The following is a 24,864-nucleotide window of genomic DNA, read 5'->3' as shown; positions in this document are numbered from 1 at the left end:
ATTCTAAAAACGTGAGAGGCGACAAGGGTCTAATTCATTTCTTGATTTTCCATCAATAATTTCACTTGCAGCCAGATTCGCAATCAGCGGCGCCAGCGTAATTGCAGAATGCATTACCGTCAGATAAAGTCCATTCATGTGATCATGGAAGCCCACAATCGGATAACCGTCTTCAGGCATAGGTCTCCATCCAACCTTTATGCTCTCCAGTTCCAGTTGATTTCCGTGCTTGAGACTGCGACGCAATGTGTCGTAAGCTCGCTTACCGACCGCCTGTGGTCCGTTTTCCTCCGACTCGTCGATATAGTCTTCCGCAGCCAGCAGCGTATAATCTGTCAGTTGACGCGCTTCAAATTGCGCATTGGAGATTAATGTGTGTATCCGTTTATTAGCAGTTTTTATCCGAATCAGAATCGAAGGTGACAAAGTTACTGGCACGTGACAACCTAACGGGTTACAAAGTTCGGGTGTACCTGTTCCTGCGGCCAATACCACAATATCTGACTCCACAAAACCCCTGGATGTATGAACACCAACCAGACGGGAACCCTCTTGCTTCAGTTGTGTAACATTGGTGTCGAACTGAATCTTTGCTCCGTACTCTTGCGCTTTGCTCAACAACAGCTCCGTTACCACTATAGGGTCCACCGCACCTTCTTTGCTGACAAACATGGCTTCATCCGGATATTCCTTCAGATTGGGCTCCAATGCCTCAAGCTGCTCCCGGTTTAATTTTTGAAATTGTTGCTCCCTTAGAGGCGGAATGTCCCAAGTTAGCGCGCCATGCCAATGAATTTTCAGTTCGGACAACTCTTGCTGAAGTGTGTGATATTCTTCCACAGCTGCATCGTACAAATGCCAGTATTCAGGAGCCACTCTATGCGTCGTATGTATCCAGGCAAATGATTTTTCTGTGACTTCACGCGCCGCGGCTGAGTGCCGTTCAATAACAGTTACATCTTGATTTCGTTTGGCTAGATGATAGGCCATACACGCCCCAACAATCCCTGCACCAATAATCACAATTTTTTGTTTATTCAAAACTAACTCTCCCTTGTCACCCTATCACCCCAAGGGATCGATTTTCCGAGGTTCGGATGGGTGTGCTCCTTTTTCGTCTTCTTCGCCGTACAGCTTCTCCATATGCTGCACATGGCCGGCTCCCCAGTCGCTCATTGTCTGGAGCACAGGTTTCATGAGCTGTCCGTACTCCGTAATCGAGTATTCGACCTTAGGCGGAATTTGGGCATATACTTCGCGATGCACAATATCGTGATACTCCAGTTCTTTTAACTGCTGGGTCAGCATCTTTTTTGAAATATCCGGAATGGCTTTTTGTAATTCGCTGAACCGCATTGTACCGTTGCTCAGCAGTCGTAGAAGGATCAAAGATTTCCATTTACCCGTGAGGATATCCAAGGCCGTTCCGAATTTGCAATATACCGTCATTCTTATTCCTCACTTTCTGACCATATCCGGGTATACTTTTGGTTACCTGGTTAGGTTTAAGTGCCTACTTCCAGATTGGGCCTTCTCACTTTAGTATAGAGGCAGATATTAAAATCGAGCAAGTGAAGGGATACGAAAAGATGAATGTAACGTTATGGATCGTACAAATCATATTGGCGCTAGGTTTTGTATATTCAGGATGGATGAAAACCATTCGTATCGAGTCGTCAAAAAAGACCTGGGCCTGGGTCAATAATGTGCCAAAAAGTCTAGTTATTTTGATCGGAATCGCGGAGCTACTAGGAGCGCTTGGCCTTGTTTTTCCTTGGGCGCTGAACATCACTCCGGTGCTTACGCCCATCGCCGCAATCGCTTTGGCTACGGTCACCCTGTTCGGGATGCTGTTTCATGTTTGGCGTAAAGAGTACCGGGAGCTAGGCGTGAATATCTTTTTTATAGTTCTTGCGTTTATCGTGGCTTTTAAAAGACTATAAGGAAACGGTGAAGTACAAATCCAAAAAAAACTCAAAAGTGGATGGACAGGTGATGAGAGTGAGGATTCCGTTTTTGAAGGTCTTATCTGGGATAACCTCCCTGCTGTCCAGAATAATCACGTTTATCGTGAGGAAAGCCGTGGCTTCGTGTTTAGTGACCTGATTTCGTTGCAAGCCCAACTTAAATTTGTCGTAGACAGCCTAACCCAAACAGAGTGAAATGGAGTAGACCACGGTATGTACGAGGCAAGGAGCAATCCTCGTCTTTTTATGTTTTTGCATAGTCCTTATCTTTCATTTAAAGAGAGTTTGAAAACAAAAACGCGACTTATATATAACATTGCCACATTTGAAAAAGCCTGGACAGAATACACACCTATTTACCGACGAAGCCTGCGATCTGTTCCAATAGTGTTATGCTATCGTAGTTGTGCACACAAATAAACAGGGACCTCTCACCATGTTGGCAAGGGTCCCTGTCTTTAAACTTGTTATATAGCCCATTTTCCGTTACGTGATGGTAAGCCCACCGCTTGCATAACCGGCCACGGTTGTAGCCACATCAATTCCGGCTGTTACGGATGCCGAGAAGACCATCAGCAGGCGGTCACCTGCCGATACCGGAATACTCAGTCCCGTAGTTAACCCGCTGGATATTGTCCCCAGTGCCAAAACCCCGGTAAGTGCAGGAGCCAAAGTTACCAATGCACCCGGTACAGCTGTAAAGGAGTTATTAGGTGTAGTGGAACGGAATAATTGTGCAGTTATCGTTACTGTAGATCCAACCAAACTAAGTCCGGCAGTCGTACTGAAATAAGCGGCTAGTGAAGTAATCGTTCCTGAACGTGATGCCGAGAAAGCAAAGTTAAGCAAGGTACCCGCAGCGCCAGTGAGATCAATAATTCCTCCGGTAACACTTACTCCTGTAGCATTGTTACCAAAACCAACTAAACTGGAAGTATTCAAAAGTCCACCCAATACCGTAGTCAACGCAACCGGAAGTCCTGATGCATACGGAATAATTGCTCCAGAACCTGTCGCACCCGTAGCCCCGGTTGTACCTGCTGTACCTGTGGCTCCCGTTGCTCCTGTTACACCTGCTGTGCCCGTTGCTCCCGTTGCTCCGGTTGTACCTGCTGTGCCTGTCGCTCCGGTTACTCCGGTTGCCCCGGTTGTACCCGCTGTGCCTGTGGCTCCAGTTGCCCCTGTCACACCTGCTGTACCCGTTACTCCGGTTGTACCGGTTGTACCTGCTGCGCCTGTCGCTCCAGTTGCCCCTGTCACACCTGCTGTGCCCGTTGCTCCGGTTGCCCCGGTTGTACCTGCTGCGCCTGTGGCTCCAGTTACTCCGGTTGTACCCGCTGTGCCTGTGGCTCCAGTTACTCCGGTTGTACCTGCTGTGCCTGTCGCTCCCGTTACTCCCGTTACTCCGGTTGTACCTGCTGCTCCTGTAGCTCCGGTTACACCTGCCGTGCCTGTCGCTCCAGTTGCCCCACTACCTGTCGCTCCCGTTGCTCCGGTTGCCCCCGTTGTGCCTGCTGCTCCTGTAGCTCCGGTTACACCTGCGGTGCCTGTCGCTCCAGTTGCCCCGCTGCCTGTCGCTCCCGTTGCTCCGGTTGCCCCCGTTGTGCCTGCTGCTCCTGTAGCTCCGGTTACACCTGCCGTGCCTGTCGCTCCAGTTGCCCCGCTGCCTGTCGCTCCCATTGCTCCGGTTGCCCCCGTTGTGCCTGCTGCTCCTGTAGCTCCGGTTGCACCTGTGGCTCCCGTGATACCTGGGATTTCACCCAGCAATTCGGAAGAAACCAAACGATGGGCTGTTACCAATGAGCCTGTACTGCTCTTACCCCATACAGATACTTGAATAGGATCATTAACCATGGTTGTTGTTGTAAAAGTAAACTCGAAGGCGTCCAGATTCGCAAAATAATTGTTGGTTATTACTTGATTCGGTGCGATGTCAAAAGACTCACTGACATACAAAACCCTCAAGCCACCGCTCATATAATACCCTTGTATCTGTACGGTTGATACTGTCACATCACTACGATTATCTATTCTTACTGTAACTGTTTGAGTCGGTCTTACACCACCAACCGCATTATTTTCTATCGGCCCTGTTGATAAAAAGCTCATCGCTACATCTCCTCTTTTAGGGATTTCTGATCTCCTAGATGTCATTAACTGTTTTTTCGTGCTCCACCACCCGGTGTGCATCTACCAATTGCCCAGAGGCTTGTTTGCCCCACACTGAAATCCCTACTTCCTCCACACCTTCCACGTCTGTTCCAAAAACAAACTCAAAAGCATCTAAATCTGCAAAATAAGTTCTGGTCACTGCTTCATTAGGAGCAATACTGATCACTTCACTCACATATAGCGTTCTTGTTGTGCTGAGCACATAACCCTGAATGGACACGGTTACCGAGTCCACCTCAGCCCGACTTACCAATCTAATCGTTACCTGTTGGGTCGGTCTAACCCCGGAAACCGGATTGTTTTCAATCGGCCCAGTTGACAAAATAGCCATTTTCCCATCCCACCTTTATGAACCTCTGACTCTAGCAGTATTTGGCATAAGCTCACTCGATAGTAATATTCAAACACTCAATCAACGGTGTGGACAAAACACAGGGGGCAATCCACCATTGTCACTTAACACCCTATTACGCACAGGGCTTTAGCTATACAAAAACTGGGATATGTACAGCAAAGAGAAAAAATTATGCAATATCAAAGTTGGTCAGCAAGTAAGAGTAGATTTTGTTATGTAACCAGGATCGATTCCAGAAAAAAACGAAATGACCGTTCCCCCGGTAGATTCCAGGGAAACGGTCGCAGCTTAAGACGTCTTTTTCTCGTATCTAATTGTTGGCCGGGTAAAACTATGCTTGAAAGTGCAGTTTTATAGAATACGAGAGAGTATTTTACCATTAAGCCCAATGTTAAACACATAGAATAATAATGGTCTCTTCATCCTTTACTAAAAATAGAAAAAGATTGTATTATCTTAAAATTGTGATATGATATCGTCAAGTTAATAAACATTTAAAAGAAAATATGAAAAATAATTACATTTAAATGTGACCAAACCTCTTTCTTCGCCAAATTTCAGTGTTCTAACTCATTTTATTGAAAGCGATTACAAAAAGAAACCTGACAGATTATAGCTTTTCTAAACGCACCCACAGATGCAGGCTTACTACGGGTTATAGCCACTCCCCTTGCTGCCGTTACTACGTACCCGGTACACAGGTTGTCTGGCTTAAACCATATATGACAACATGAAGACTTATCCTAACAGCCAATCTAACCATTATTTCAAGAAGGGGGTGACATGAGGAAAATCTTTTCGTTTTTTCGGCATTTCATCATCTCAGCTATCCTGAATTTTAGCTCACCAACTAATCCAATCTCATGGAGGCGAAACGTATGATTCGTAAACCGCTAGTTTTGTTGTTGTCGTGTCTGTTAATCTTTGTCACCCTGCCCGTGGAATCAAGCCATGCAGCAAATGCAGCCGTTGCCAAACTTCCTGGAAACTCTAATCCCCTCATCGATCATAAACTGGGAGCCGATCCTTATGTGCTCGTCCATAACAATCGGGTCTATGTCTACATGACAGGTGATGCATATCTGTACAATAGTGACGGCTCTGTCCGAGAGAACCAGTACAGCACGATCGGGAAAATTAACGTCATCTCCTCAGCTGACATGGTGAACTGGACAGACCATGGTTCCATCCCGGTAGCGGGTGCGAATAATGCCAATAATGGACAAGGAATTGCCAAATGGGCTACTCAGTCCTGGGCTCCTGCCATGGCGAAGAAAACCATTGCTGGCAAAGAAAAGTTTTTTCTGTATTTTGCCAACTCGGGTGGAGGTATTGGCGTACTCACGGCTGATTCTCCCATTGGACCGTGGTCAGACCCAATCGGACGTGCCCTCCTGACTCACGGTACACCGGGTATGTCCGGCGTAACTTGGCTCTTTGATCCGGCTGTACTTGTCGATGATGATGGCTCTGCTTACTTGTATGCTGGAGGCGGCATTCCGAACGATACCAACGCTGCTTCCATTGCCAATCCCAAAACAGCTCGGGTCATTCGTCTCGGTGCCGACATGACCAGCGTGGTGGGCAGTGCGGTTACTATTGATTCTCCTTATATGTTCGAAGATTCTGGCATCCACAAGTATAACGGCAAATATTACTACTCCTACTGCATCAACTTCGCGGGAACACATCCCACGGCATATCCGAAAGGTGAGATCGGATACATGGTTAGTGACAGCCCGATGGGGCCTTTCACGTATAAAGGACACTTTCTGAAAAATCCCGGTACGTTCTTCGGGGTAGGCGGCAATAACCACCATGCCGTGTTCCAGTTCAACAACGAATGGTATGTGGCGTACCATGCACAAACGGTAAGTAAAGCATTCCTTGGGGATGGCAAAGGGTACCGTTCCACCCACATTAACAAGCTGACCCACAACGCGGATGGCTCCATCCAGGAAGTGCAGGGTAACATGACTGGTGTATCCCAAACGACCAACCTCAACCCGTATGTCCGGGTGGAAGCGGAAACCATTGGCTGGCAAGCAGGCATTAACACCGAGCCGAGTCAAGCGAGCGGTGGACCTGTAGCCAATCAGAATGTTACTAATATTCATAATGGAGATTGGATCGCGGTCGGCAATGTTGATTTTGGCTCAGCTGGAGCCTCCAAGTTCAAGGCTAATGTCGCTTCTACCGGAAATGGCAACATCGAGGTACGACTGGACAGTCCGACAGGTCCTCTGGCTGGAACACTTAATGTAAGCTCAACCGGCGGTTCGCAAACGTGGCGCGAGATGGAGACCAATGTAACCAACGCTACGGGCGTACATCGTTTGTATCTGGTGTTTACAGGCTCAGGTAATGGAAACCTGTTCAAACTGGATTACTGGCAGTTTACATCCGGTTCGGGCGGCAACCCCAACCCCAATCCTAACCCATCCGTTACTCGCATCGAAACGGAAAGCATGACACTTGGCGGTCAATATGCCGGTGTGATCAGCTCCCCTTTTAATGGAGTAGCGCTCTACGCCAACAATGATTATGCAGCATACAATCAATATTATGCTTTCCCAACCCATCATTTCTCTGTCCGCGGTGCTTCCAACAACAATGAGACGGCCCGTGTCGATCTTGTCATCGGGGGTGTAACGGCGGGTTCATTCTACTTTACCGGTACACAACCGACCGTACAGACCCTGTCGAACATCACACATGCTACAGGCAATCAGGAAGTCAAGCTGGTCGTAACAACGGATAATGGCACGTGGGATGCTTATATTGATTATCTTGAACACTCGCAATAACACAAAGGTCAAGATAGACTTGGGAGGACAAGTTATGTGGAAAAAAATCTGTACGCTTCTGCTCTCAATTCCGTTACTCCTGGCATCGCTGTCAACGACAAGTCCTACCGCTTCCGCATCAACGTTCAGCAATCCTGTCATTTATGCGGATGTTCCTGACAGTGATGTCATCCGGGTGGGCAATGCCTTCTATATGACCAGCACAACGATGCATATGAATCCGGGTGTACCTGTGATGAAGTCTTATGATCTGGTCAACTGGAGCATCGTAAACTATGTGTATGATACGCTTGGAAACGGGGATATACAAAATCTGAACAACGGACAAAACGAGTATGGGCGTGGTTCATGGGCGAGCAGCTTGCGGTACAACAACGGTATATATTATGTGGCCTTTGGCTCGCTTTCCACGGGCAAGACATATATTTACCAAACCAGCAATATTGAAACAGGGCCATGGACACCTTACACATTGAACAGTTATTATCATGACCCCTCCCTTATGTTTGACGGGAATCGAACCTTTCTTGTTCATGGCAGTGATAACATCAGTATCGTTGAGCTGACACCTGATGCCAAGGCCGTCAAGTCCGGCGGGCTGAGTCAGGTTCTGATTCCAAACGCAAGCAGCATAGCTGGCTCTAACATGATCGTAAAGGCAGAAGGAGCACACATTCAGAAGATCAATGGCATGTACTATGTATTCCTGATTGCCTGGCCTTCAGGTGATGGCCGCATTCAGCTTGCCTATCGTGCAAACACTTTGACAGGGCCATACACAGGTAAAGTTGTACTACGAGACTCGGGCATTGCCCAAGGAGGTATCGTGGATACCGCATCCGGTGCATGGTACGGCTTGCTGTTCAGAGATAGCGGGGCTGTTGGACGCATTCCCTATCTCGTGCCGGTGACATGGTCCGATAACTGGCCTGTGTTTGGGGTGAACGGCAAGGTTCCCCTGAACATGAATATGCCCGTTGAAGGTCAGCCTGCTGCCAAAATCTACGGGTCCGATGAGTTCAACTCAACCACATCAGGCACACCCTCAGTAACGCAACTGTTAGTGAACGGCGGCTTTGAGGAGAGCAGCATTCAGCCCTGGACCAGCAACAATACGGCGAACATCACCGTAACAAATGCCGAAGCTTTTGGCGGTTCCAAAAGCCTGCTCGTCAGCGGCAGACAGCAGACAGCAGGCGGTGCCAAACAGATGATTACAGGCAAGCTGGTACCGGGAGAAACGTACTCTTTTTCGGCTAAGATCAAATACACGACTGGTCCTGCAACCAAAACGTTCAATCTTAGCATCCAGAATGGTGCAAGTTATACCGGAATTACCATTATGGGCAGTGCGACGCTTACCCGCGGACAGTGGGGTACCATTCAAGGTACGTATACCGTTCCGTCGAATGCAGACCTATCCCAAAGCTTTATTTTTGTGGAAACACCGTATAACTCGAATCCGGACCCTACCAATGATCTGATGGCGTTTTATGTGGATGACGTCTCACTGACGAGCAATTCATCTACCGGCACATCCAGTCTGGCTCCATACTGGCAGTGGAATCATAACCCTGATACTGCCAACTGGTCCCTGCTCCAGCGGCCCGGTTTTATGCGGTTAACTGCAGGCAAAATCAGCAAAAACCTGTTAGAAGCCCGCAACACGCTGACACAACGAACCTTTGGTCCAAAAAGTACGGGGATGACCGCTTTGGATACAGCAGGCATGAAGGATGGTGATTATGCTGGACTCGCTGCTTTTCAGGCCAAATATGGTTTTGTCGGCGTAAAAATGACGGGCAGCACCAAATCCATCGTTATGGCTAATGCCAGTTCCGGCACCATGACTGAAGTAGCAACTGTGCCATTAAACCAGAACAGAATCTATCTCCGCGTCATCTGTGATTTTACGAACCAAACCGACAAAGCCTACTTTGCTTATAGCCTGAATGGCAGCAACTGGACAACCATTGGCAATACACTTCAAATGTCTTACACCCTGCCACACTTTATGGGATACCGGTTTGCACTATTCAATTATGCAACGAAGTCTACCGGAGGATATGCAGATTTTGATTATTTTCGCGTAGAATAAATGTGGTTTTATTGGGTTATTAATTTTTCGGTTATTAATCAGGACCTGGACTTCACCATGTGTGGAGCCAGGTCCTTTTCAGTACATTTCTTATGAAGAGTTTCAGCTTTTAACTTTTAAAAATCCCGGAACTGTTTTATATAACGCATGTATTCTTCAGCACTTCGGTTAATCTCTTCATCCGTAGCCTGGAACGAGGCACCGTAGACTGCATAATGCGGCAGCGCCTGAACCCCTATATGATTCATGCTTGCTACGAAAGGTGCAACAAGTTCCTCTACGCTGTAACCGATAGAACCATCTTTCGCATAGTTCTCCTGCTTATCCCCTATGGACATCGCCAGTCCCATCCGCTTTCCCTTCAATCGATTTCCTTTCGATCCGTACGCCCATCCATGAGTGAACACGTCATCAAACCATTTTTTCAACAGCGGTGGATAACTGTACCAATATAACGGGAACTGCAACATGATATGATCATGCGTCTCCAGCAACTCTTGTTCTCGGGAGACATCAATCTTCCAATCGGGGTAGGTCGTATATAATTCGTGAAGAGCAATATTATCTGTATACTGCAGCAACTCCTCCTTCCAGCGACGATTGACTCTCGAACTTTCCATATCGGGATGTGCCAGAATAACAAGTGTTTTCATCATAAGTTCCTTTCTTCCCATCCAGGGTGTTGGTTTCTATATTTGGATATGGACCATTATCGATCACATCCAGTCAAAAGAAAATACACACAATGAAGTAAGATGCTTACCTCAAAGTGTGTATGGACTTTCGTGTCAGAACCATGAGAAAATAAATAGTTACACCCTATATAACACGTAAAATTTAACTTGAGGTGAATCAGGATATGAAACAATACAATCTGGGCATTGAAGCGACGCTCGAAATTATAGGTGGCAAGTGGAAAGCCTTGATCATCTGTTTATTGATGTCCGGAGTCAAGAGAACAGGCGAATTAGAGCGCAGCATCCCGGGTATTTCGCAAAAAGTGTTAATTCAACAATTACGCGAGCTGGAACGGGACGGCCTTGTCACCAGACATGTCTACCAGCAGATGCCTCCCAAAGTGGAATACGGACTTACAGAGTATGGCGTTACCGCCAATACCATCATTGATGTCATGTGTACTTGGGGAAGGGACAATATTGCTCTCAGACAGCAGCGGGGCGAAGATGTTGTATTGTTGGAGAACAACCAGCCCGAGTCTTGATTTCACAGTTGCACATCCTCCATACATTAAGTAGGACATATGTCTCTTTTTCCACGAAAACGTTTAAAAAACCTTTATATTCCAGACCAAATGATCGATATACAAAATGGGACACCTGAATATCCCGTGTTGAGCATTGGATTCACATCTCACAAATGCAACATGGGAGAACAGAATGATACATACGGTAGCGAGTAAGGGAAAAAGATAAGCTCTATCTGGTGAGATGGAAAGGGCAAACAAAGGAGAAGGAGAGTCATATGAAGGTACGAACGAGTCAAAGAGGAAAAACACGCAACATCTACATGAACTTGCTGTTATCAGTTCTGTTGTTGATTAGCAGCATCCCGCTGTGGCCGGTCTCAAAAGTGAACGCCGCAGATGAGGAACATCATCTGTTATCCCTGAACCGGCCTGTGTACAGCTCCTCATCTCTGGGGGGCAATACGGCAGACCATGTGGTTGACGGCAACAAAAACACCCGCTGGGAAAGTATATGGCAGCAAGATCCGCAGTGGATCTATGTTGACTTAGGCGCGGTGGCCTCCATCTCGGGCATCTCTATCCAGTGGGAAAATGCGTATGCTTCCGCCTTTGATCTGGAAGTATCCAACGACGAGGTCCATTGGCAGTCTGTTTACTCCACAACAAAGGGGCAAGGCGGCCTGAACGAGATTGAGGTCACAGCGGAGGCACGATATGTGCGTTTGTTCAGCCATCAAAGAGCACAGCAAGCCTATGGCATCTCTGTATACGAATTCAATGTATACGGGACGGGCGGAGCAAATCCACCTCCCAAACCAGCAGCCATGAACCTTGCACTTGGACAACCGGTTACCGCGTCTTCGGAAGAAATTGATGAGCCCAGCCGTTCAGCCGAGGATAAGGCCAAAATGGAAAAAGGGAATTACGAAGCCCGGAATGTAACGGATGGCAATCCCGATACACGCTGGTCTTCCATCTACAAGGATCAGGAATGGATTGTTGTTGACCTTGGATTAAGCCGGGAAATCGGGAACGTATCCTTGCAATGGGAAAACGCTTTCGGACGTGCATACGATATTCAAGTATCCAATGATGCACAGCAATGGACTACATTGTACCGGGAACTGCACAGCAACGGTGGACGGGATGAAATTCCGGTATACGCTGAAGCACGGTATGTGAAATTGGCCGGACTTGGCAGAGGAACAACCAACGGATACTCCCTGTACGCCTTAGATGTCTACGAGTATATCGAAGGTGATGCCAAACCTGCGCATACCATTCCGAATATCCCTGAACCGTCCTCGGTACAGGTGGGTTCCGGCAGTTACGCTGTAAATGACATCACGATGCTGCAGCCGAAAAATCCGAAAAATCGTACGACTGATATTACGGCGCCTCTCCCTTCCAATGACTGGTGGCAGTCTATTCTTGTATCCGATCTGGGGGATGGCAACAGTCTGGTCACACTCCCGCTCAAAAGCAGATATACCAAACAAGGACTTCAATTTCTGAATCCCGGAGCTGGTTACGTTTCGGCTGATGGCGGTTCTATGGACGCTGACGGGGAACCGGATCTGATCATGACCACCAGCAATATGAATCCGGCGGAGGTCAATACCAAGGTGGCGGGATACGGGGATTATTCTGCAACGATCATCATGAGCGATGATGACACGGCCAAAATGAACACCACGTTTGTGAAGGGTTCCCCTTTCCTGTACAACACCTTCGATAACCCGGATACCATTATTGTTCGTTCGCCCAACATCACACGTCTCTTCGATGATCAGAACCGTGAAATTGTTCTGAAGGATGGAGAATCGCTGACGGCCGATCATATCGGCGTTGAAATAACCAATCAGGACAGAGCGCCCAAGCCTCAGACCTTTACAAGAAATTACGGGATCTTTGCACCTGAAGGAACCGTATTTATGAAACTTGGCAATACGCTCAAGATCAAGCTGGGCCAGAGCGAAAACTATCTGTCACTGGCTACCCTGCCGTCCGCGGCAGAGCTGCCTTATTATTACCAGCATGCCTACGCCTTTGTTACCGATACACAAGTGGACTACAATTATAACGAGAGCACTTCACTGGTAACGACTACCTTCAATTCGGTAACCCAGACGAAGCGGGCAGGCTTTTCCTCCGAGACACTCATGGCCTTGTTCCCGCACCAATGGAAACTGGCGACTACTCCGATAACGGAGCTTGTTTACCCTTCCATTCGCGGCATGATGAAATTAAGTGAAGGCAATACGTTTACGACACAGGATCGATTCTATGGCATTATCCCGCAATTTGTGGAGCCGGATGATCCAACCTATTCGCGTGCACAATTAATCAGCTATCTGGATCAGCTTGACGCGGATACGGCAGGCAATCTGATGAGCGAGGATCCTTACTGGCAAGGGAAAAAACTTCATCCGCTTGCGCTGGGTGTACTCATCAGCGACCAGATCGGAGATACGGTACGACGAGACCACTATCTGTCCCTGCTTCGAAACATTTTGACAGATTGGTATACCTATTCGCCGGATGAACCTTTGCACTCGTATTATTTTTATTATTCGGATGAATGGGGAAGCATTTTCCCTTACGGTAGTGGATTTGGTGTTAATACCGGATTGACAGATCATCATTTTACCTACGGCTATTATGTTTTTGCATCGGCTGTGCTGGCCACATATGACCAGACATTCTTGCAAGATTACGGCGACATGGTTGACCTTCTGATTCGGGACTACGCCAATCCTTCACGGACAGATGATCAGTTTCCAAGGCTTCGCAATTTTGATGCGTACGCAGGCCACTCCTGGGCAGGTGGTTACGCCGATAATCGCAGCGGGAATAACCAGGAGGCCGCAGGTGAAGCCCTCTTTAGTTGGGTCGGCCAATATATGTGGGGTGAGGTGACAGGCAACAAAGCCTATCGCGACACCGGGATCTGGGGCTTCGTGACCGAAGAGAAGGCTGCCGAGCAATACTGGTTTAACTATGACGGGGATAACTGGCTGGAGGATTACCCACATGCTACGGTAGGTCATGTCTACGGCAGCGCCTACCTGTATGGAACGTACTTCTCGAATGAGGCCGAGCACATTTACGGTATTCACTGGCTGCCACCAGCGGAATGGATGACCTATTATGGACGTGATCCGCAGAATACTAAGGCTCTCTACAATGGTCTCATCAAGGATCTGGGCGGTCAGCAGGAACGCACATGGCAGCATATTATTTGGCCGTTCCAGTCCATTGGAGACCCGCAAGGTGCTCTAGCCAAATGGAATACGAGCGAGATGCAGCAAAATGAAGTCTTTAACGCGTACTGGTTCATGCACAGCATGGCTTCTACGGGAACACGCACGATGGATATATGGGCAGATGATCCGGCAGCAACCGTGTATGAAAAAGACGGCGTCTATACAGCGCAAATCTGGAATCCGTCCGACACTGTCAAAACAGTGCATTTCTACAATGCCAATGGCGCTTTGGGTTCGGCTACCGTTTATGCCAAAGCGCAAGTAAAGGTTAACCCGCTGGAACATTCCGTTGTTCAACAGCCGGATGCCTCTCAGGGTGTAGTCTATCTCGATCGGAGCCAATGGACCATTACGGCGTCCTCCAGTTCGGAGCCGGTAGAGCGCATGGTCGACGGTGATCTGACTACACGCTGGTCATCCGGACAGCTTCAGAAGCCCGGCGATTGGCTGCATATTGATCTGGGAAGCGAACAGTCTATGGATACGGTATTCATGAACTCCGGCAACAACGGCGGTGATTATGCTCACGGGTACGAAATCTACGTATCCAAAGATAACGAGAACTGGGGCCAGCCTATCGCAGAGAGCGCTGGAACATCTCCAAGTTTGTCCGTGGAATTAGGCATGCAAACCGCCCGTTATGTCAAGATTGTATTGACTTCCTCTGCGGACAGCTGGTGGTCGATCTCTGAACTCAAGCTTGCCCGTTTTGGCAAACTTGAAGCAACACCGGAGTTCCCACAGCCCATACCGCTTCCAGATCGCTCTTCATGGATCGTAACCGCCTCCTCTACTCAAGGAGCCGATGTGACAGCCAATATGCTGGATGGAAGTTCAGATACCCTATGGACAAATGGGAGGAAACAAATCGAAGGACAATGGATTACCATTGACCTCGGCCAAAAGAGTTCTTTCGATGCCATAGAATTGGACCCGGGTCATGCGAAAGAAGACTATCCGAGACAGTATCGGATTTATGTCTCGGATGACGGTGAACACTGGGGCACGTCCATTGCAGGCGGCGAAGGCACGCCTGGACGCACGTCCATCACCTTCCCTGAACAGCAGGCACGTTATGTTAAGGTAGTGCAGACCGGGGATTCCGATCAATGGTGGTCGATCTCCGAGTTGTTTATTCATCATAATGGAACGGGCAAACAAAAACTTTTGCTGCCAGACGGCTGGTCCGTGATCACTTCCACTGGAGACGATGCATCGGCTATAGTCGACGGCTCGGACCAAACACGCTGGACCTCCGGTCAGACTCAAACAGGCGGCGAATGGATTCAACTTGATCTGGGAACCTCGCAGTCAGTGAATCGGATTGTGCTGGACAGCGCGCACAGCCGGGAAGACTTTGCTCGCGGTTATGAAGTATATACCTCCCTGGATGGAGAGCATTGGGGAGATGCCCTGGCTTCGGGTGAAGGATCAGATTCGATGGTTTCTATCCCCTTTGCAACGCAAGAGGCACGTTATATTAAGGTCGTACAGACGGGTACTGCTTCTCATTGGTGGTCCGTGGCTGAATTCGAGGTCTATACCGCTGATCAGACACCATGGATATCCGGGGAACAGGATCATCTGCTACCTGCTGAACTGGATCGAACATCATGGACAGCGACTGCCTCCACCTCTGAAGATGTTGCGGCGATGCTAGACGACGATCTGAACTCACGCTGGACCTCTTCATCTGGTCAACATGCCGATCAATGGGTTCAGATTGATCTGGGAAGCAAGCAGAGCTTCAGTCGCTTGACCATGGATTCGGGCAGCAGCAGTAACGATTATGCTCGCAGTTTCCAGTTCTTCACTTCTGATGATGGCGAGCACTGGAATGGGGTTACGGAAGTCCTGGGAACAGGACCCGCCATTTCACATACGTTCTCCAAACAAACGGCGCGATACATCAAAATGGTTTTGACCGCGGACACTCCCGAGTGGTGGTGGTCCATTGCCGAGTTAAAACTTTACCATTAATGTCATCATGATCTGTTCAACCACCTCTCTCCCGTTCTTGCGGGACAGGGGTGGTTTTTCTATGCCAAGGATGAAGCATATCTCATTCAAACTTCCTGTTCCATACATAACCTCTGTAGTAAGATATAGATTAATGTATATTCACTACATTCTAATCGATAAGGAGGACTTCATTTGAAAAATATAATTGTCTTCGGGGCGAGCAAAGGATTGGGTGACGCGTTCGTTAGAGGCGTGCCACAGTCCGGTGATAAAGTCTGGGTGGTCTCCCGCAGCAAGCCGGAAAGTCTGAACGTGGAGGATGGCGTTCAGCGAATATGGATTCAAGCAGATCTTTCCGAACTTCAAGCCGCGGACCATATTGCCAACCAGCTTCAAGGCGAGACGTTGGATGTGCTTATTTATAACGTGGGGATCTGGGAGAAGGAAGGATTTGAAGAGCACTATACGTTTGATCGGGATGAACCCGCAGATATCAGTCAGCTAATTCATGTGAATGTGACCTCAACGATTGTATGTATACAGGCTTTACTGCCTCATCTTCGCCAGTCAGAGGCAGGCAAGATCATCCTGATCGGTTCAACAGCCGGTTTGAGCAATGCAGGCAACAGCCAGGTTTCATTTGTCGCCTCCAAATTTGCCATACGGGGTGTTACGGAAGCTTTAAGAGAGCATACGAGAGAGGACCGCATCGCGGTGACATGTATTAACCCGGGAGAACTGGCGGCAGAGATTCCTTATGAAGACGGAATGGAACGTGCACTCGCCGAGTATGATGGGACCCGCATTCCCCTCCAGGATATGGTCGCCATCGTTCGATGTATCATCAGCTTGTCCAAAGCGGCCTGCGTGAAAGAGATCAACATACCCGCATTAACGGATACGAACACCTAGATAGCAATGACATCTACACGCCTCAATCGGTCGGTTCACCGGAGTGCGCTCTGTATACACATGATGGACAGACGCCCGTTTACATTAATACATGCGATAAGTGCGCAATACCTATAGAATTCAGGCGTTCATGCTCAGGGATATTTTCATATAACAAATTCGACTTTCCTGCCTTGGCCAGGTGATCACGCATAGCGGCAATCCGTCCTTTGTTCACATCAATATAACGAAAATCGATTTGGCGCAAGTGCTCCAGCTCGGTCAGTCCAGCAAAAGAATTGGCCTTGAGCGCCGTATTCATCTCTTTTAGTTCAATAGATTCCAATGTGCCGGCTGTCCATAGATGTTCGGTATCCCGCAACGATTTCATATAGTCCAGTTCGAGCTGTCTGAGGCAGGTCATCTGGGAAAAGTCGCATAACTGCTCCAACTTGGGCAAGGACAGATGCAGATATTCCAGCCCGCGCATCTGTTCGAGTCCCTGAATGCTTGTCAGTTTGCGAACAGAGCTGAGCTTCAACATCGAGATGGTCGACTGTGTCAATACATCCAATCCCCCTTTTAACTCACAGTGATCCAGGGATAGATACTGAAGCATGGGCAGTTCCGCCAATACATCAGCACTTTCGACCGTGCAGTTCAGAATGAGCGTATGCAGTTGGAGGCATGCCGCAATGGAAGCAAATCCGTTGAATTTGCCACGCAGTTCAAGAAAGGTCAATCGTTTGTAGTGTTTAATAAAATCGAGCCCAGTCGCCTTTGCAGGTGAATTCAATCTTAGAAACTGCAGTTGCTCCATCGCACCCAGTATCGTCAAATCCTGTGCCTGCGAAAGATCAAGCTGCAAGGCAGACACATGTTTCAACTGTGCCAGTCGCCCCAAAAATCCGGATGAATATACCCCTTTAGGGTCCGTATGTGATATATGTAGGATCAGATCCGGCCGGGCAAAGAATACTTTGGCATCGAGCTCGGCAAGGTCCTCGTATGTATCCGCGTCAACGCGAAAATGAACCGTTGCTCTGCGACGCAACAGATGCACCGCCTGGTGCATCTTTTCGGCATTCCATGGAACCCCCTGTATTGATGCATGCCATAACTCACTCACAGATAATCCCCCTTTTCCACCCATAGTTCCAATTCATTCCATTATAAACAAGATCGCCTGGATGAACCACCACCGATCCCCGTTTTTTCATTCCTTTCCTCTTTTTTCGTTTCTTCCCTTTCATCCTTCTCATACTCAAGCCTTTCCTTTAAGTTGCTTTCAGGATTATTCGACAGAAATCTACATAAAACTATAGATCATACCGACATATAACTTAGGCGTTTTGAGCTTTTTAATAATCATCTGGGGAGATGGAATATGTCGAACATGTTGAACAAGTGGGGGAAAACGGGAGCACGGACATCCAGTATGGCAAATACGTTGTCCATTGTGCTGCTCGTCATTATCGTAGTTGTCTTTGCCGTGCTGGGAACATTTATGTTTGCAAGCACACGAAACATTCTGGTGAAACAGCAGGAATCCATGCTCCAGACCAAGACACAAGCCATTGTTAGTGAATTTGATGCACTATTCAAGGAAAAGGGCGCACTGGTCAAGCAAATGTCCACCAACACATTATTTCAGCAATACATAGAAACAACAGCATCTGCTGCGGATGCGAAAAGTTCAACCTACGCTGCGGAGACACAGGCAACACTCGCCGCTATCGTTAAGGCAGAGCCATCGTTTGCCGATGCCTGGGTCGCCGGTCTGGATGGAAAAGGATTTTGGATTCAAAATGATGGTGTTGTATCTGCACCAGACTTCGATATCCAGTCGCGTCCATACTACAAGCCGGTTACCACCGCAGACGGACTTTATTTCTCCGATCCGTACATTGATATTGCAGCAGGCAATGTACTTATGGGTATCTTTTATCCGATCAAAGACGACAACAACAACACGATCGGCTTTGCCGCAGCGGATATTGCATTTAAGGATATTCCGGCGATTATGGAGAGTTATTCCCTTGGAAGCACGGGCTATTCCATGTTGCTGTCCAAGAGCGGGGAAATTCTGTACCATCCGGATCAAGAGAAGGTTTTGAAGGAGAACATCCTGGACAGTACGGGGGACATGGGGGACATTGGCAAGAAAATGCTTGCAGGTGAAAACGGCGTACAGCTTATGAACGACAATGGGGAGCGTCGTTATATCGGCTACGCTACCAGCAAGGATACGGGATGGTCCGTTGGTCTGACCATATCCGAAGAAGAAGTTCTCGCGGAATTAAAAACGTTCACGTGGATTACACTTGGCGGTTTTGCTGCAGCTACCCTTCTACTTGTGATTATCTGTTACATTACCCTTCGCCGTCTGTTACGCTCCATACCACAGCTGCTGGCTAAGATTAAACAGATTGAACAAGGTGATCTGACTGTCCAACTGGATATCAAATCTAATAATGAAATTGGACAAATCGCTACAGGCTTGAATTCCATGGTACAGAAAATTCAGGTCATGCTGCAAATGGTCGGCAGCTCGGCGCAAATCCTGAACCAGTCGTCGAATGATCTGCAAGCCATCTCCTCTCGAACAGCTGTGACCATGAATGACACATCAACAGCCATCAACGAGATTGCTAATGCAACGAATTATCAGTCCATCGAAACGGAAAATATTTTACGAAAAACAGGCTCTTTATCCAGCCAAATCGATGAAATTGCTACCGATGCGCAGGCTATGGGATCGGTCGTGCAGACATCTGCTGATCAGAGCAGCCAAGGACTTGCGGTCGTGGAACAATTATCTAAATGGTCCGAGGAAAACCATCAGTCCACCCAAGCAATGTCCTCTATTATCCAAGAGATTGACCTGAGTCGGAATGAAATATCCAGTTTTGTGGATACAGTCAAACAGATTGCCTCTCAAACGAACCTGCTTGCTCTGAATGCCTCCATTGAGGCTGCACGTGCTGGCGAACATGGAAGAGGATTTGCCGTCGTTGCCGAGGAGGTCCGCAAACTTGCAGAACAGACGGCTCAGGCAACAGAGGAAATCAACAAAAAGGTGAATGTTATTGAAGAGAAAACAACCCTTTCGGTTGAACATACCATGCGCGGTATGAAGATTGCGGAGGAGAATGCCAAATCCGTAGAAGATACCAAACATGTATTCTTTAGTATTAACAAAGACCTGAAAGATCTGCAGCAACGTATGATGCAGATTACCACTAATACCGCCAATGTACACAAACACAAAGATGAGATATTCCAGGCACTGGAGATTATCTCCTCCACCACAGAGGAGAACTCGGCATCAACGGAAGAAGTAAGTGCCAGCACGCAAGATCAACTGGATAGTATCGAACAGGTAGCTGATCTGTCGAAACAGTTGAACCAGCTATCTGGCAAACTGCAAGACGAACTAAGCCAGTTTAAAGTAAAGTCATGATCTGCAAGCTTTCACCCGCTCTTCTCTTTTAGTCGCTGTCCATTTATTATTAATGAATATGCGTACGAAGAGGATTGGAGGCTGAATCATCATCATGAACTTTGCCAAACGAATGGATCATTTCAATGAAGGAATTTTCACCCGGTTGCTGGAGATCAAACGCCGCAGACTGGAGAACGGGCAGCCCGTTATTGATCTCAGTGTGGGTACGCCGAATATCCCACCTGCGCAGCATATTATAACTGCACTATGCGAGGCCGCTGCAGATCCGGCTAATTATATATATGCTGTGAATGATCAGAGTGAGTTGCTGCAAGCTACAAGCGATTGGTACAAGCAGCGTTATCAGGTCGAGTTAGACCCGGCAACACAGATCTGTTCCTTGCTCGGTTCACAGGAAGGACTGGCACATATATCCCTCTCCATTGTCGATGAAGGTGATCTGGTGCTCGTCCCTGACCCCTGCTATCCCGTCTTTGCGGATGGACCGTTACTGGCAGGTGCAGAACTGTATTATATGCCGCAAAAAGAAGAAAACGGGTATGTTATTCAGCTTCAGGATATACCGGAAGATATCGCTCAACGAGCAAAATTCATGCTGGTCTCCTATCCCAACAATCCGACAACCGCGATGGCACCGGATCAGTTCTATCTTGACCTGATTGCCTTTGCGAAGAAGTATGATATTATCGTGCTCCACGATAACGCGTACAGCGAACTCGTATTTGACGGAAAGTCATGTGGAAGCTTCCTTGCGTTCCCTGGCGCCATGGACGTTGGTGTGGAATTCAATTCCCTGTCCAAAACGTACGGGCTGGCAGGAGCTCGAATCGGCTTCTGTGTGGGCAATACAACCATGGTCTCCATGCTGAAAAAGCTAAAATCCAATATGGATTACGGGATGTTCCTACCGATCCAAAAAGCAGCAATTGCCGCCATTACCGGTGATCAATCGGAGGTTGAACGGGTCAGAGCTATATATGAACAGCGTAGAGACATCCTCTGTGAGGGCTTCAGCCAACTCGGTTGGCCTATTGCCAAACCTGAAGCAACGATGTTCGTATGGAGTCGGATTCCTGCTCACTACGACAGCTCGGAGCAATTTGCCATGGATCTGGTTACACATGCAGGAGTCATTGCAACGCCAGGAAGTGCCTTTGGTCCTTCAGGTGAAGGGTATGTGCGCTTCGCCCTCGTTCAGGATAATGAAATATTGCAACAAGCGGTACAATCAGTTGATGACAGCGAGATTCTGAAATCCAGCTAACGGGAGCACAATTCGAATGTGCTCAAGCCAAAATCCCCTCAAGATCCACAGGGAGTAAGAGTTTCACGTTTGATAAACGTGGTCTCTACTTCTTGTAGACGTGAGGGGATTTTGTCATTTGGTGCGGGAGTAGACATTCATTGGGTGAGGTTATCTGTGGGTACCACACGTCAGGTCCAATGATCCAATATCTATGCAACCGGGTTAAACAGGAACATAAGATCATGGCTGGAGGGCATACCGTGACAGCAAAAAGCCTGCTCGGGGAGCAGGCTTCAGGTTTGAACTTTTTATACAGACTTGCGCCAGTTGGAACGATACATCAGATACAGGAAGTACGGTGTTCCGATGATCGCAATGAGTATACCTGATGGAATCTCTGTCGGTGCCATGACGGTTCTGCCGATTGTATCGGCGAGCACCAGCATGACTGCACCCGCTAATGCGGATAGGAACATCGAACGTCTTAACTTATTCCCCGTCAGTAACCGAACCATATGTGGTGCAATCAGGCCGATAAAACCAACGGTTCCTACACAAGCAACCGCACCTGCTGCAAGTAATACACCAACTGTCATGGCCAATAATCGTGTACGACGTACTCCGAGACCAAGCCCGGATGCACTATTGTCGTCAAATACCAGCAGTTCGAATCTGCGTGCCAGCCACCAAGCCACCGGTACCAAAATAACTAAAAATAATCCGATAACCCTCACCTGTTCCCAGGTACGAGCATAGGTGCTTCCTGTCAGCCAGATATATCCGCTGCTACCGTATACCGCACCACGGACAATCAGAATCTGAATACCTGCTCCAGCAATGGCAGACATTGCGATCCCCAGCAACACAACCGCCGAAGGGTTCAGTCCTTTCTTCCAGGCGAGGGAGAACACCACCACTGCCGCAATGGCTGCACCGATGATTGCCGCAATTGGCAGCAAGTATATCGGAAGACCCGGCCATAAGATGATGACCATCATCGCTCCAAGCCCTGCACCTGAGGACACACCAACAATTGAAGCATCTGCCAGCGGGTTACGTACCGCCATCTGAATGAGCACACCGCTAATTGCCAGTGCAGCTCCTGCACCTGCGGCAACAAGAGTACGCGGAATCCGAAGCTGAATCAGCGCGGAGAACAATCCATCCGATTGGAACAGACTTGGTAACCAATCGGCCAGAGGAATTCGCATACCGCCAAACATCGTACTGAGCAAGATAAGCACGACCGTTATGACTGAGAATAATACAGCCATCGGGCCAAATGCAAAGCGACGCGCAGCTCCTCCTGTGCTCATTGAAGTAGACATGCCTGATCCGTTCGCAGCCTTCATGCGTGTAAGAACAAGCCAGATGAGCCACGGCGCACCAATGATCGCCATAACAGCACCCGTTGGCAGTTCCATGCTGGAGTTATGCACCATCTTGGCGAGGACATCTGCTCCAACCAGGAGCGCTGCGCCCCATATGAACACACCGGGTAAAAGTAATCGATTAGAACGTACACCACTCAATCGAACCAGATGTGGTGCGACCAGTCCCACGAAGCCAATCGGCCCAATTACACTTACAATCACAGCGGCCAGCAATACAGCAAGAATTAACCCTACTGCACGAGCCAATGTAACCTTTTGTCCCAAGGAAGAAGCCGTTGATTCATCCAACTCCAGCATATCCCACTGTCTGGACAGGATTAACGCGAGAAGGGTAATACCAACCACCCAAGGCAAAGCATAAAACACACCACTCCAGTCATTCTGGACAAGTGTTCCGGAGCCCCAAAGGAACAACCCTTGTGTCTCCATGGAGAAAAAAATATGTAATGCACTTGTAAATGAACCAAGCACCATTGATACAATCATACCGGACAACGCAAGTCGAACCGGGCTTGATGTTCGTCCGCCGCCCATGAAATAAGCCGCAAATGCTGCCAGCAAACCACCTAGTGCTGCGAAAAGAAAAGGCGACTGACTTAATAGACCTGGAAAAGCGATAGCTCCCAGCACCACCACAAAGTACGCTCCTGCATTAATGCCCAGCGTATCTGAAGCAGCCAATGGATTACGGGTAATCGTTTGCAGCAAAGCGCCCGCAACAGCCAGTGCGCCACCCGCAAGAATACCAATCACTGTACGCGGCATGCGCAAGTCCCAGACCATATTGTGCTCTAATGAATCCTGTCTACCTGTAAGAGCGTCCCAAACGACATGCAAAGGAATGGAAGCTTCTCCATAACACAGACTTACAAAAAAAAGCACGATGAGAGCGGTTAGACCGCCCCCATATATGCTAATTGTGCGCCAATTCATAGCTGGCTTAGATCCTTGAACCGAACTCATTTGGTAATCGCCTCGACTACCCCATCAACCAATACTCTGGAGGAGATCGGTCCACCAAATGTCCATGTTGTGCTATCGAGTTGATATGTGCGTTTTTCCTTCACAAAATTCAGTCCGTTCCATACCGAGTTATCTTTCATAGCTGTGCCAAAGACGTCATCGTCTGGTTGTGTAATATAAATGAAGTTACTGTCCTTCACATCGGTTAAGGATTCAATACCTACTGTAGAGAAGCCATAGTTCTCAACTTTATCCGGCTTCCATTCGTTAACCAGTCCGATTTTGTCCAAAGTACCAATCACAACCGAGTTATCGGTAAACATACGCAAGCTGACTGCATTTTGATATGTGAATGCTTGTGTCAGTGCAAAATTGAAGTTTTCTTTCCCCGCAGCAGCCAGTTTTTCTTTGGCTTCTACATAGTGTTGATCGAGATCACTCAGAACTTCTTTTGCTTTGTCTTCTTTACCGAGAGCTGTTGCAATGTTATTAAAGATCTCTGTCATCTTGTCATAATCATAGCCGTCACCATCATACGGATCATATTCAATCGTTGGAGCAATTGCATTCAGCTGATCGTAGACCGCCGTGTTATTATCCGCATTGGCAATGATCAGATCTGGCTTCAATGCAGCAATAGCTTCCAGATTGGGTTCACTGCGTGTTCCGATATCCGTTACACTGTCATCCAGTGCTGCTTCGGATGTTACCCACACTTTATAGTTAGCGTTATCTGCGTTACCTACTGGTTGAACACCCAGGGCAACGACATCTTCCGTATATGTCCATTCAAGCGTAACAACACGTTCTGCTGGCTTGTCCAACTTAAGCTCTCCACGTTTATGCTTCACGGTAACAGGACCTGCTGTCTCTTCAGCCGGAGCACTACCCGAGCCACTACCTTGACTTGTATCTGTTGTAGTCGTGCTTTTACCACAACCCGCCAAAACCAGCACAAAGGCCAGCATAATCAACAGTCCATTCAACCCTTTTTTCATATCTCTTTTCTCCCCTGTTAATATGTATTTATATGATAACAATTATCATTATCACTATTGGATTATGCCGTA

16 protein-coding genes are annotated in these 24,864 nt (G+C 48.0%); 8 read left to right on the top strand and 8 right to left on the bottom strand.

The genetic code is table 11. The annotated features are described in order from the left end of the window. Positions 1-3: 3 nt before the first annotated feature. Positions 4-1,041, bottom strand: a complete 1,038-nt coding sequence (locus IFU39_RS15660) for an NAD(P)/FAD-dependent oxidoreductase (protein ID WP_105599829.1) — start codon at positions 1,039-1,041, stop codon at positions 4-6. Positions 1,042-1,065: 24 nt separating this feature from the next. Continuing rightward, entirely contained in the window at positions 1,066-1,449 is a 384-nt protein-coding gene (locus IFU39_RS15655; protein ID WP_105599832.1) for a winged helix-turn-helix transcriptional regulator, read from the bottom strand. A 140-nt stretch (positions 1,450-1,589) separates the two neighbouring features. On the opposite strand from IFU39_RS15655, the gene IFU39_RS15650 reads away from it, so the two are divergent. Continuing rightward, entirely contained in the window at positions 1,590-1,943 is a 354-nt protein-coding gene (locus IFU39_RS15650; protein ID WP_192133555.1) for a DoxX family protein, read from the top strand. 510 nt (positions 1,944-2,453) lie between these two features. On the opposite strand, the gene IFU39_RS15645 is transcribed toward IFU39_RS15650, so the two are convergent. Together IFU39_RS15645 and IFU39_RS15640 are read right to left on the bottom strand one after the other, a co-directional pair. Then, positions 2,454-4,076 carry an exosporium glycoprotein BclB-related protein gene (locus IFU39_RS15645; protein WP_192133553.1) on the bottom strand — a complete coding sequence of 541 codons (1,623 nt, stop codon included), beginning with the start codon at positions 4,074-4,076 and terminating at the stop codon, positions 2,454-2,456. Between the two features lie 34 nt (positions 4,077-4,110). After that, complete coding sequence (locus IFU39_RS15640; RefSeq protein ID WP_091013678.1) at positions 4,111-4,470, bottom strand: hypothetical protein; 360 nt, start codon at positions 4,468-4,470, stop codon at positions 4,111-4,113. Positions 4,471-5,372: 902 nt separating this feature from the next. On the opposite strand from IFU39_RS15640, the gene IFU39_RS15635 reads away from it, so the two are divergent. Continuing rightward, positions 5,373-7,301 carry a carbohydrate-binding protein gene (locus IFU39_RS15635; protein ID WP_105599835.1) on the top strand — a complete coding sequence of 643 codons (1,929 nt, stop codon included), beginning with the start codon at positions 5,373-5,375 and terminating at the stop codon, positions 7,299-7,301. A 34-nt stretch (positions 7,302-7,335) separates the two neighbouring features. Next, positions 7,336-9,399, top strand: a complete 2,064-nt coding sequence (locus tag IFU39_RS15630; protein WP_192133551.1) for a beta-xylosidase family glycoside hydrolase — start codon at positions 7,336-7,338, stop codon at positions 9,397-9,399. A 116-nt stretch (positions 9,400-9,515) separates the two neighbouring features. Here the strand turns inward: IFU39_RS15630 and IFU39_RS15625 are convergent, their stop codons facing one another. Continuing rightward, entirely contained in the window at positions 9,516-10,052 is a 537-nt protein-coding gene (locus IFU39_RS15625) for an NAD(P)H-dependent oxidoreductase (protein ID WP_192133672.1), read from the bottom strand. Between the two features lie 206 nt (positions 10,053-10,258). On the opposite strand from IFU39_RS15625, the gene IFU39_RS15620 reads away from it, so the two are divergent. From IFU39_RS15620 to IFU39_RS15610, 3 genes are all read left to right on the top strand, one after another. Next, entirely contained in the window at positions 10,259-10,621 is a 363-nt protein-coding gene (locus IFU39_RS15620; RefSeq protein ID WP_192133549.1) for a winged helix-turn-helix transcriptional regulator, read from the top strand. Between the two features lie 260 nt (positions 10,622-10,881). After that, a complete protein-coding gene (locus IFU39_RS15615) occupies positions 10,882-15,852 on the top strand; it encodes a discoidin domain-containing protein (protein ID WP_192133547.1) in 4,971 nt (1,656 codons plus the stop codon). Between the two features lie 174 nt (positions 15,853-16,026). After that, the gene (locus IFU39_RS15610) at positions 16,027-16,746 is read left to right on the top strand and encodes an SDR family NAD(P)-dependent oxidoreductase (protein WP_192133545.1); all 720 of its coding nucleotides are present in this window, start codon (positions 16,027-16,029) and stop codon (positions 16,744-16,746) included. A gap of 79 nt (positions 16,747-16,825) precedes the next feature. Here IFU39_RS15610 and IFU39_RS15605 read toward each other — a convergent pair whose 3' ends face one another. Continuing rightward, positions 16,826-17,854, bottom strand: a complete 1,029-nt coding sequence (locus tag IFU39_RS15605) for a hypothetical protein (RefSeq protein WP_192133542.1) — start codon at positions 17,852-17,854, stop codon at positions 16,826-16,828. Between the two features lie 258 nt (positions 17,855-18,112). Between IFU39_RS15605 and IFU39_RS15600 the strand changes: the two genes are divergently transcribed. Further along, positions 18,113-20,188, top strand: coding sequence for a methyl-accepting chemotaxis protein (locus IFU39_RS15600; RefSeq protein WP_179198420.1), 2,076 nt, complete (start codon positions 18,113-18,115; stop codon positions 20,186-20,188). A 94-nt stretch (positions 20,189-20,282) separates the two neighbouring features. Then, entirely contained in the window at positions 20,283-21,455 is a 1,173-nt protein-coding gene (locus IFU39_RS15595; RefSeq protein ID WP_192133540.1) for an aminotransferase class I/II-fold pyridoxal phosphate-dependent enzyme, read from the top strand. A 290-nt stretch (positions 21,456-21,745) separates the two neighbouring features. On the opposite strand, the gene IFU39_RS15590 is transcribed toward IFU39_RS15595, so the two are convergent. Together IFU39_RS15590 and IFU39_RS15585 are read right to left on the bottom strand one after the other, a co-directional pair. Beyond that, positions 21,746-23,794 (bottom strand): iron ABC transporter permease, encoded by a 2,049-nt coding sequence (locus IFU39_RS15590; protein ID WP_036617472.1) that lies wholly within the window; start codon positions 23,792-23,794, stop codon positions 21,746-21,748. After that, entirely contained in the window at positions 23,791-24,792 is a 1,002-nt protein-coding gene (locus IFU39_RS15585) for an ABC transporter substrate-binding protein (protein WP_192133538.1), read from the bottom strand. Before IFU39_RS15585 ends, IFU39_RS15590 begins: the two co-directional genes overlap by 4 nt. Positions 24,793-24,864 lie beyond the last annotated feature (72 nt).

Origin of the sequence: Paenibacillus sp. CFBP 13594, from assembly GCF_014842675.1 — a bacterium.
Lineage (GTDB): Bacteria > Bacillota > Bacilli > Paenibacillales > Paenibacillaceae > Paenibacillus > Paenibacillus amylolyticus_B.
The sequence above is the reverse complement of the archived record's forward strand: the minus strand, read 5'-3'. Positions and strand labels throughout refer to the sequence as shown.

Bases quoted from the DNA above. Each gene is read 5' to 3' on its own strand.
- IFU39_RS15615 (WP_192133547.1), top strand. From the start codon at position 10,882: ATGAAGGTACGAACGAGTCAAAGAGGAAAAACACGCAACATCTACATG.
- IFU39_RS15595 (WP_192133540.1), top strand. From the start codon at position 20,283: ATGAACTTTGCCAAACGAATGGATCATTTCAATGAAGGAATTTTCACC.
- IFU39_RS15600 (WP_179198420.1), top strand. From the start codon at position 18,113: ATGTCGAACATGTTGAACAAGTGGGGGAAAACGGGAGCACGGACATCC.
- IFU39_RS15620 (WP_192133549.1), top strand. From the start codon at position 10,259: ATGAAACAATACAATCTGGGCATTGAAGCGACGCTCGAAATTATAGGT.
- IFU39_RS15625 (WP_192133672.1), bottom strand. From the start codon at position 10,052: ATGAAAACACTTGTTATTCTGGCACATCCCGATATGGAAAGTTCGAGA.
- IFU39_RS15590 (WP_036617472.1), bottom strand. From the start codon at position 23,794: ATGAGTTCGGTTCAAGGATCTAAGCCAGCTATGAATTGGCGCACAATT.
- IFU39_RS15655 (WP_105599832.1), bottom strand. From the start codon at position 1,449: ATGACGGTATATTGCAAATTCGGAACGGCCTTGGATATCCTCACGGGT.
- IFU39_RS15630 (WP_192133551.1), top strand. From the start codon at position 7,336: ATGTGGAAAAAAATCTGTACGCTTCTGCTCTCAATTCCGTTACTCCTG.
- IFU39_RS15650 (WP_192133555.1), top strand. From the start codon at position 1,590: ATGAATGTAACGTTATGGATCGTACAAATCATATTGGCGCTAGGTTTT.
- IFU39_RS15585 (WP_192133538.1), bottom strand. From the start codon at position 24,792: ATGAAAAAAGGGTTGAATGGACTGTTGATTATGCTGGCCTTTGTGCTG.
- IFU39_RS15635 (WP_105599835.1), top strand. From the start codon at position 5,373: ATGATTCGTAAACCGCTAGTTTTGTTGTTGTCGTGTCTGTTAATCTTT.
- IFU39_RS15640 (WP_091013678.1), bottom strand. From the start codon at position 4,470: ATGGCTATTTTGTCAACTGGGCCGATTGAAAACAATCCGGTTTCCGGG.
- IFU39_RS15645 (WP_192133553.1), bottom strand. From the start codon at position 4,076: ATGAGCTTTTTATCAACAGGGCCGATAGAAAATAATGCGGTTGGTGGT.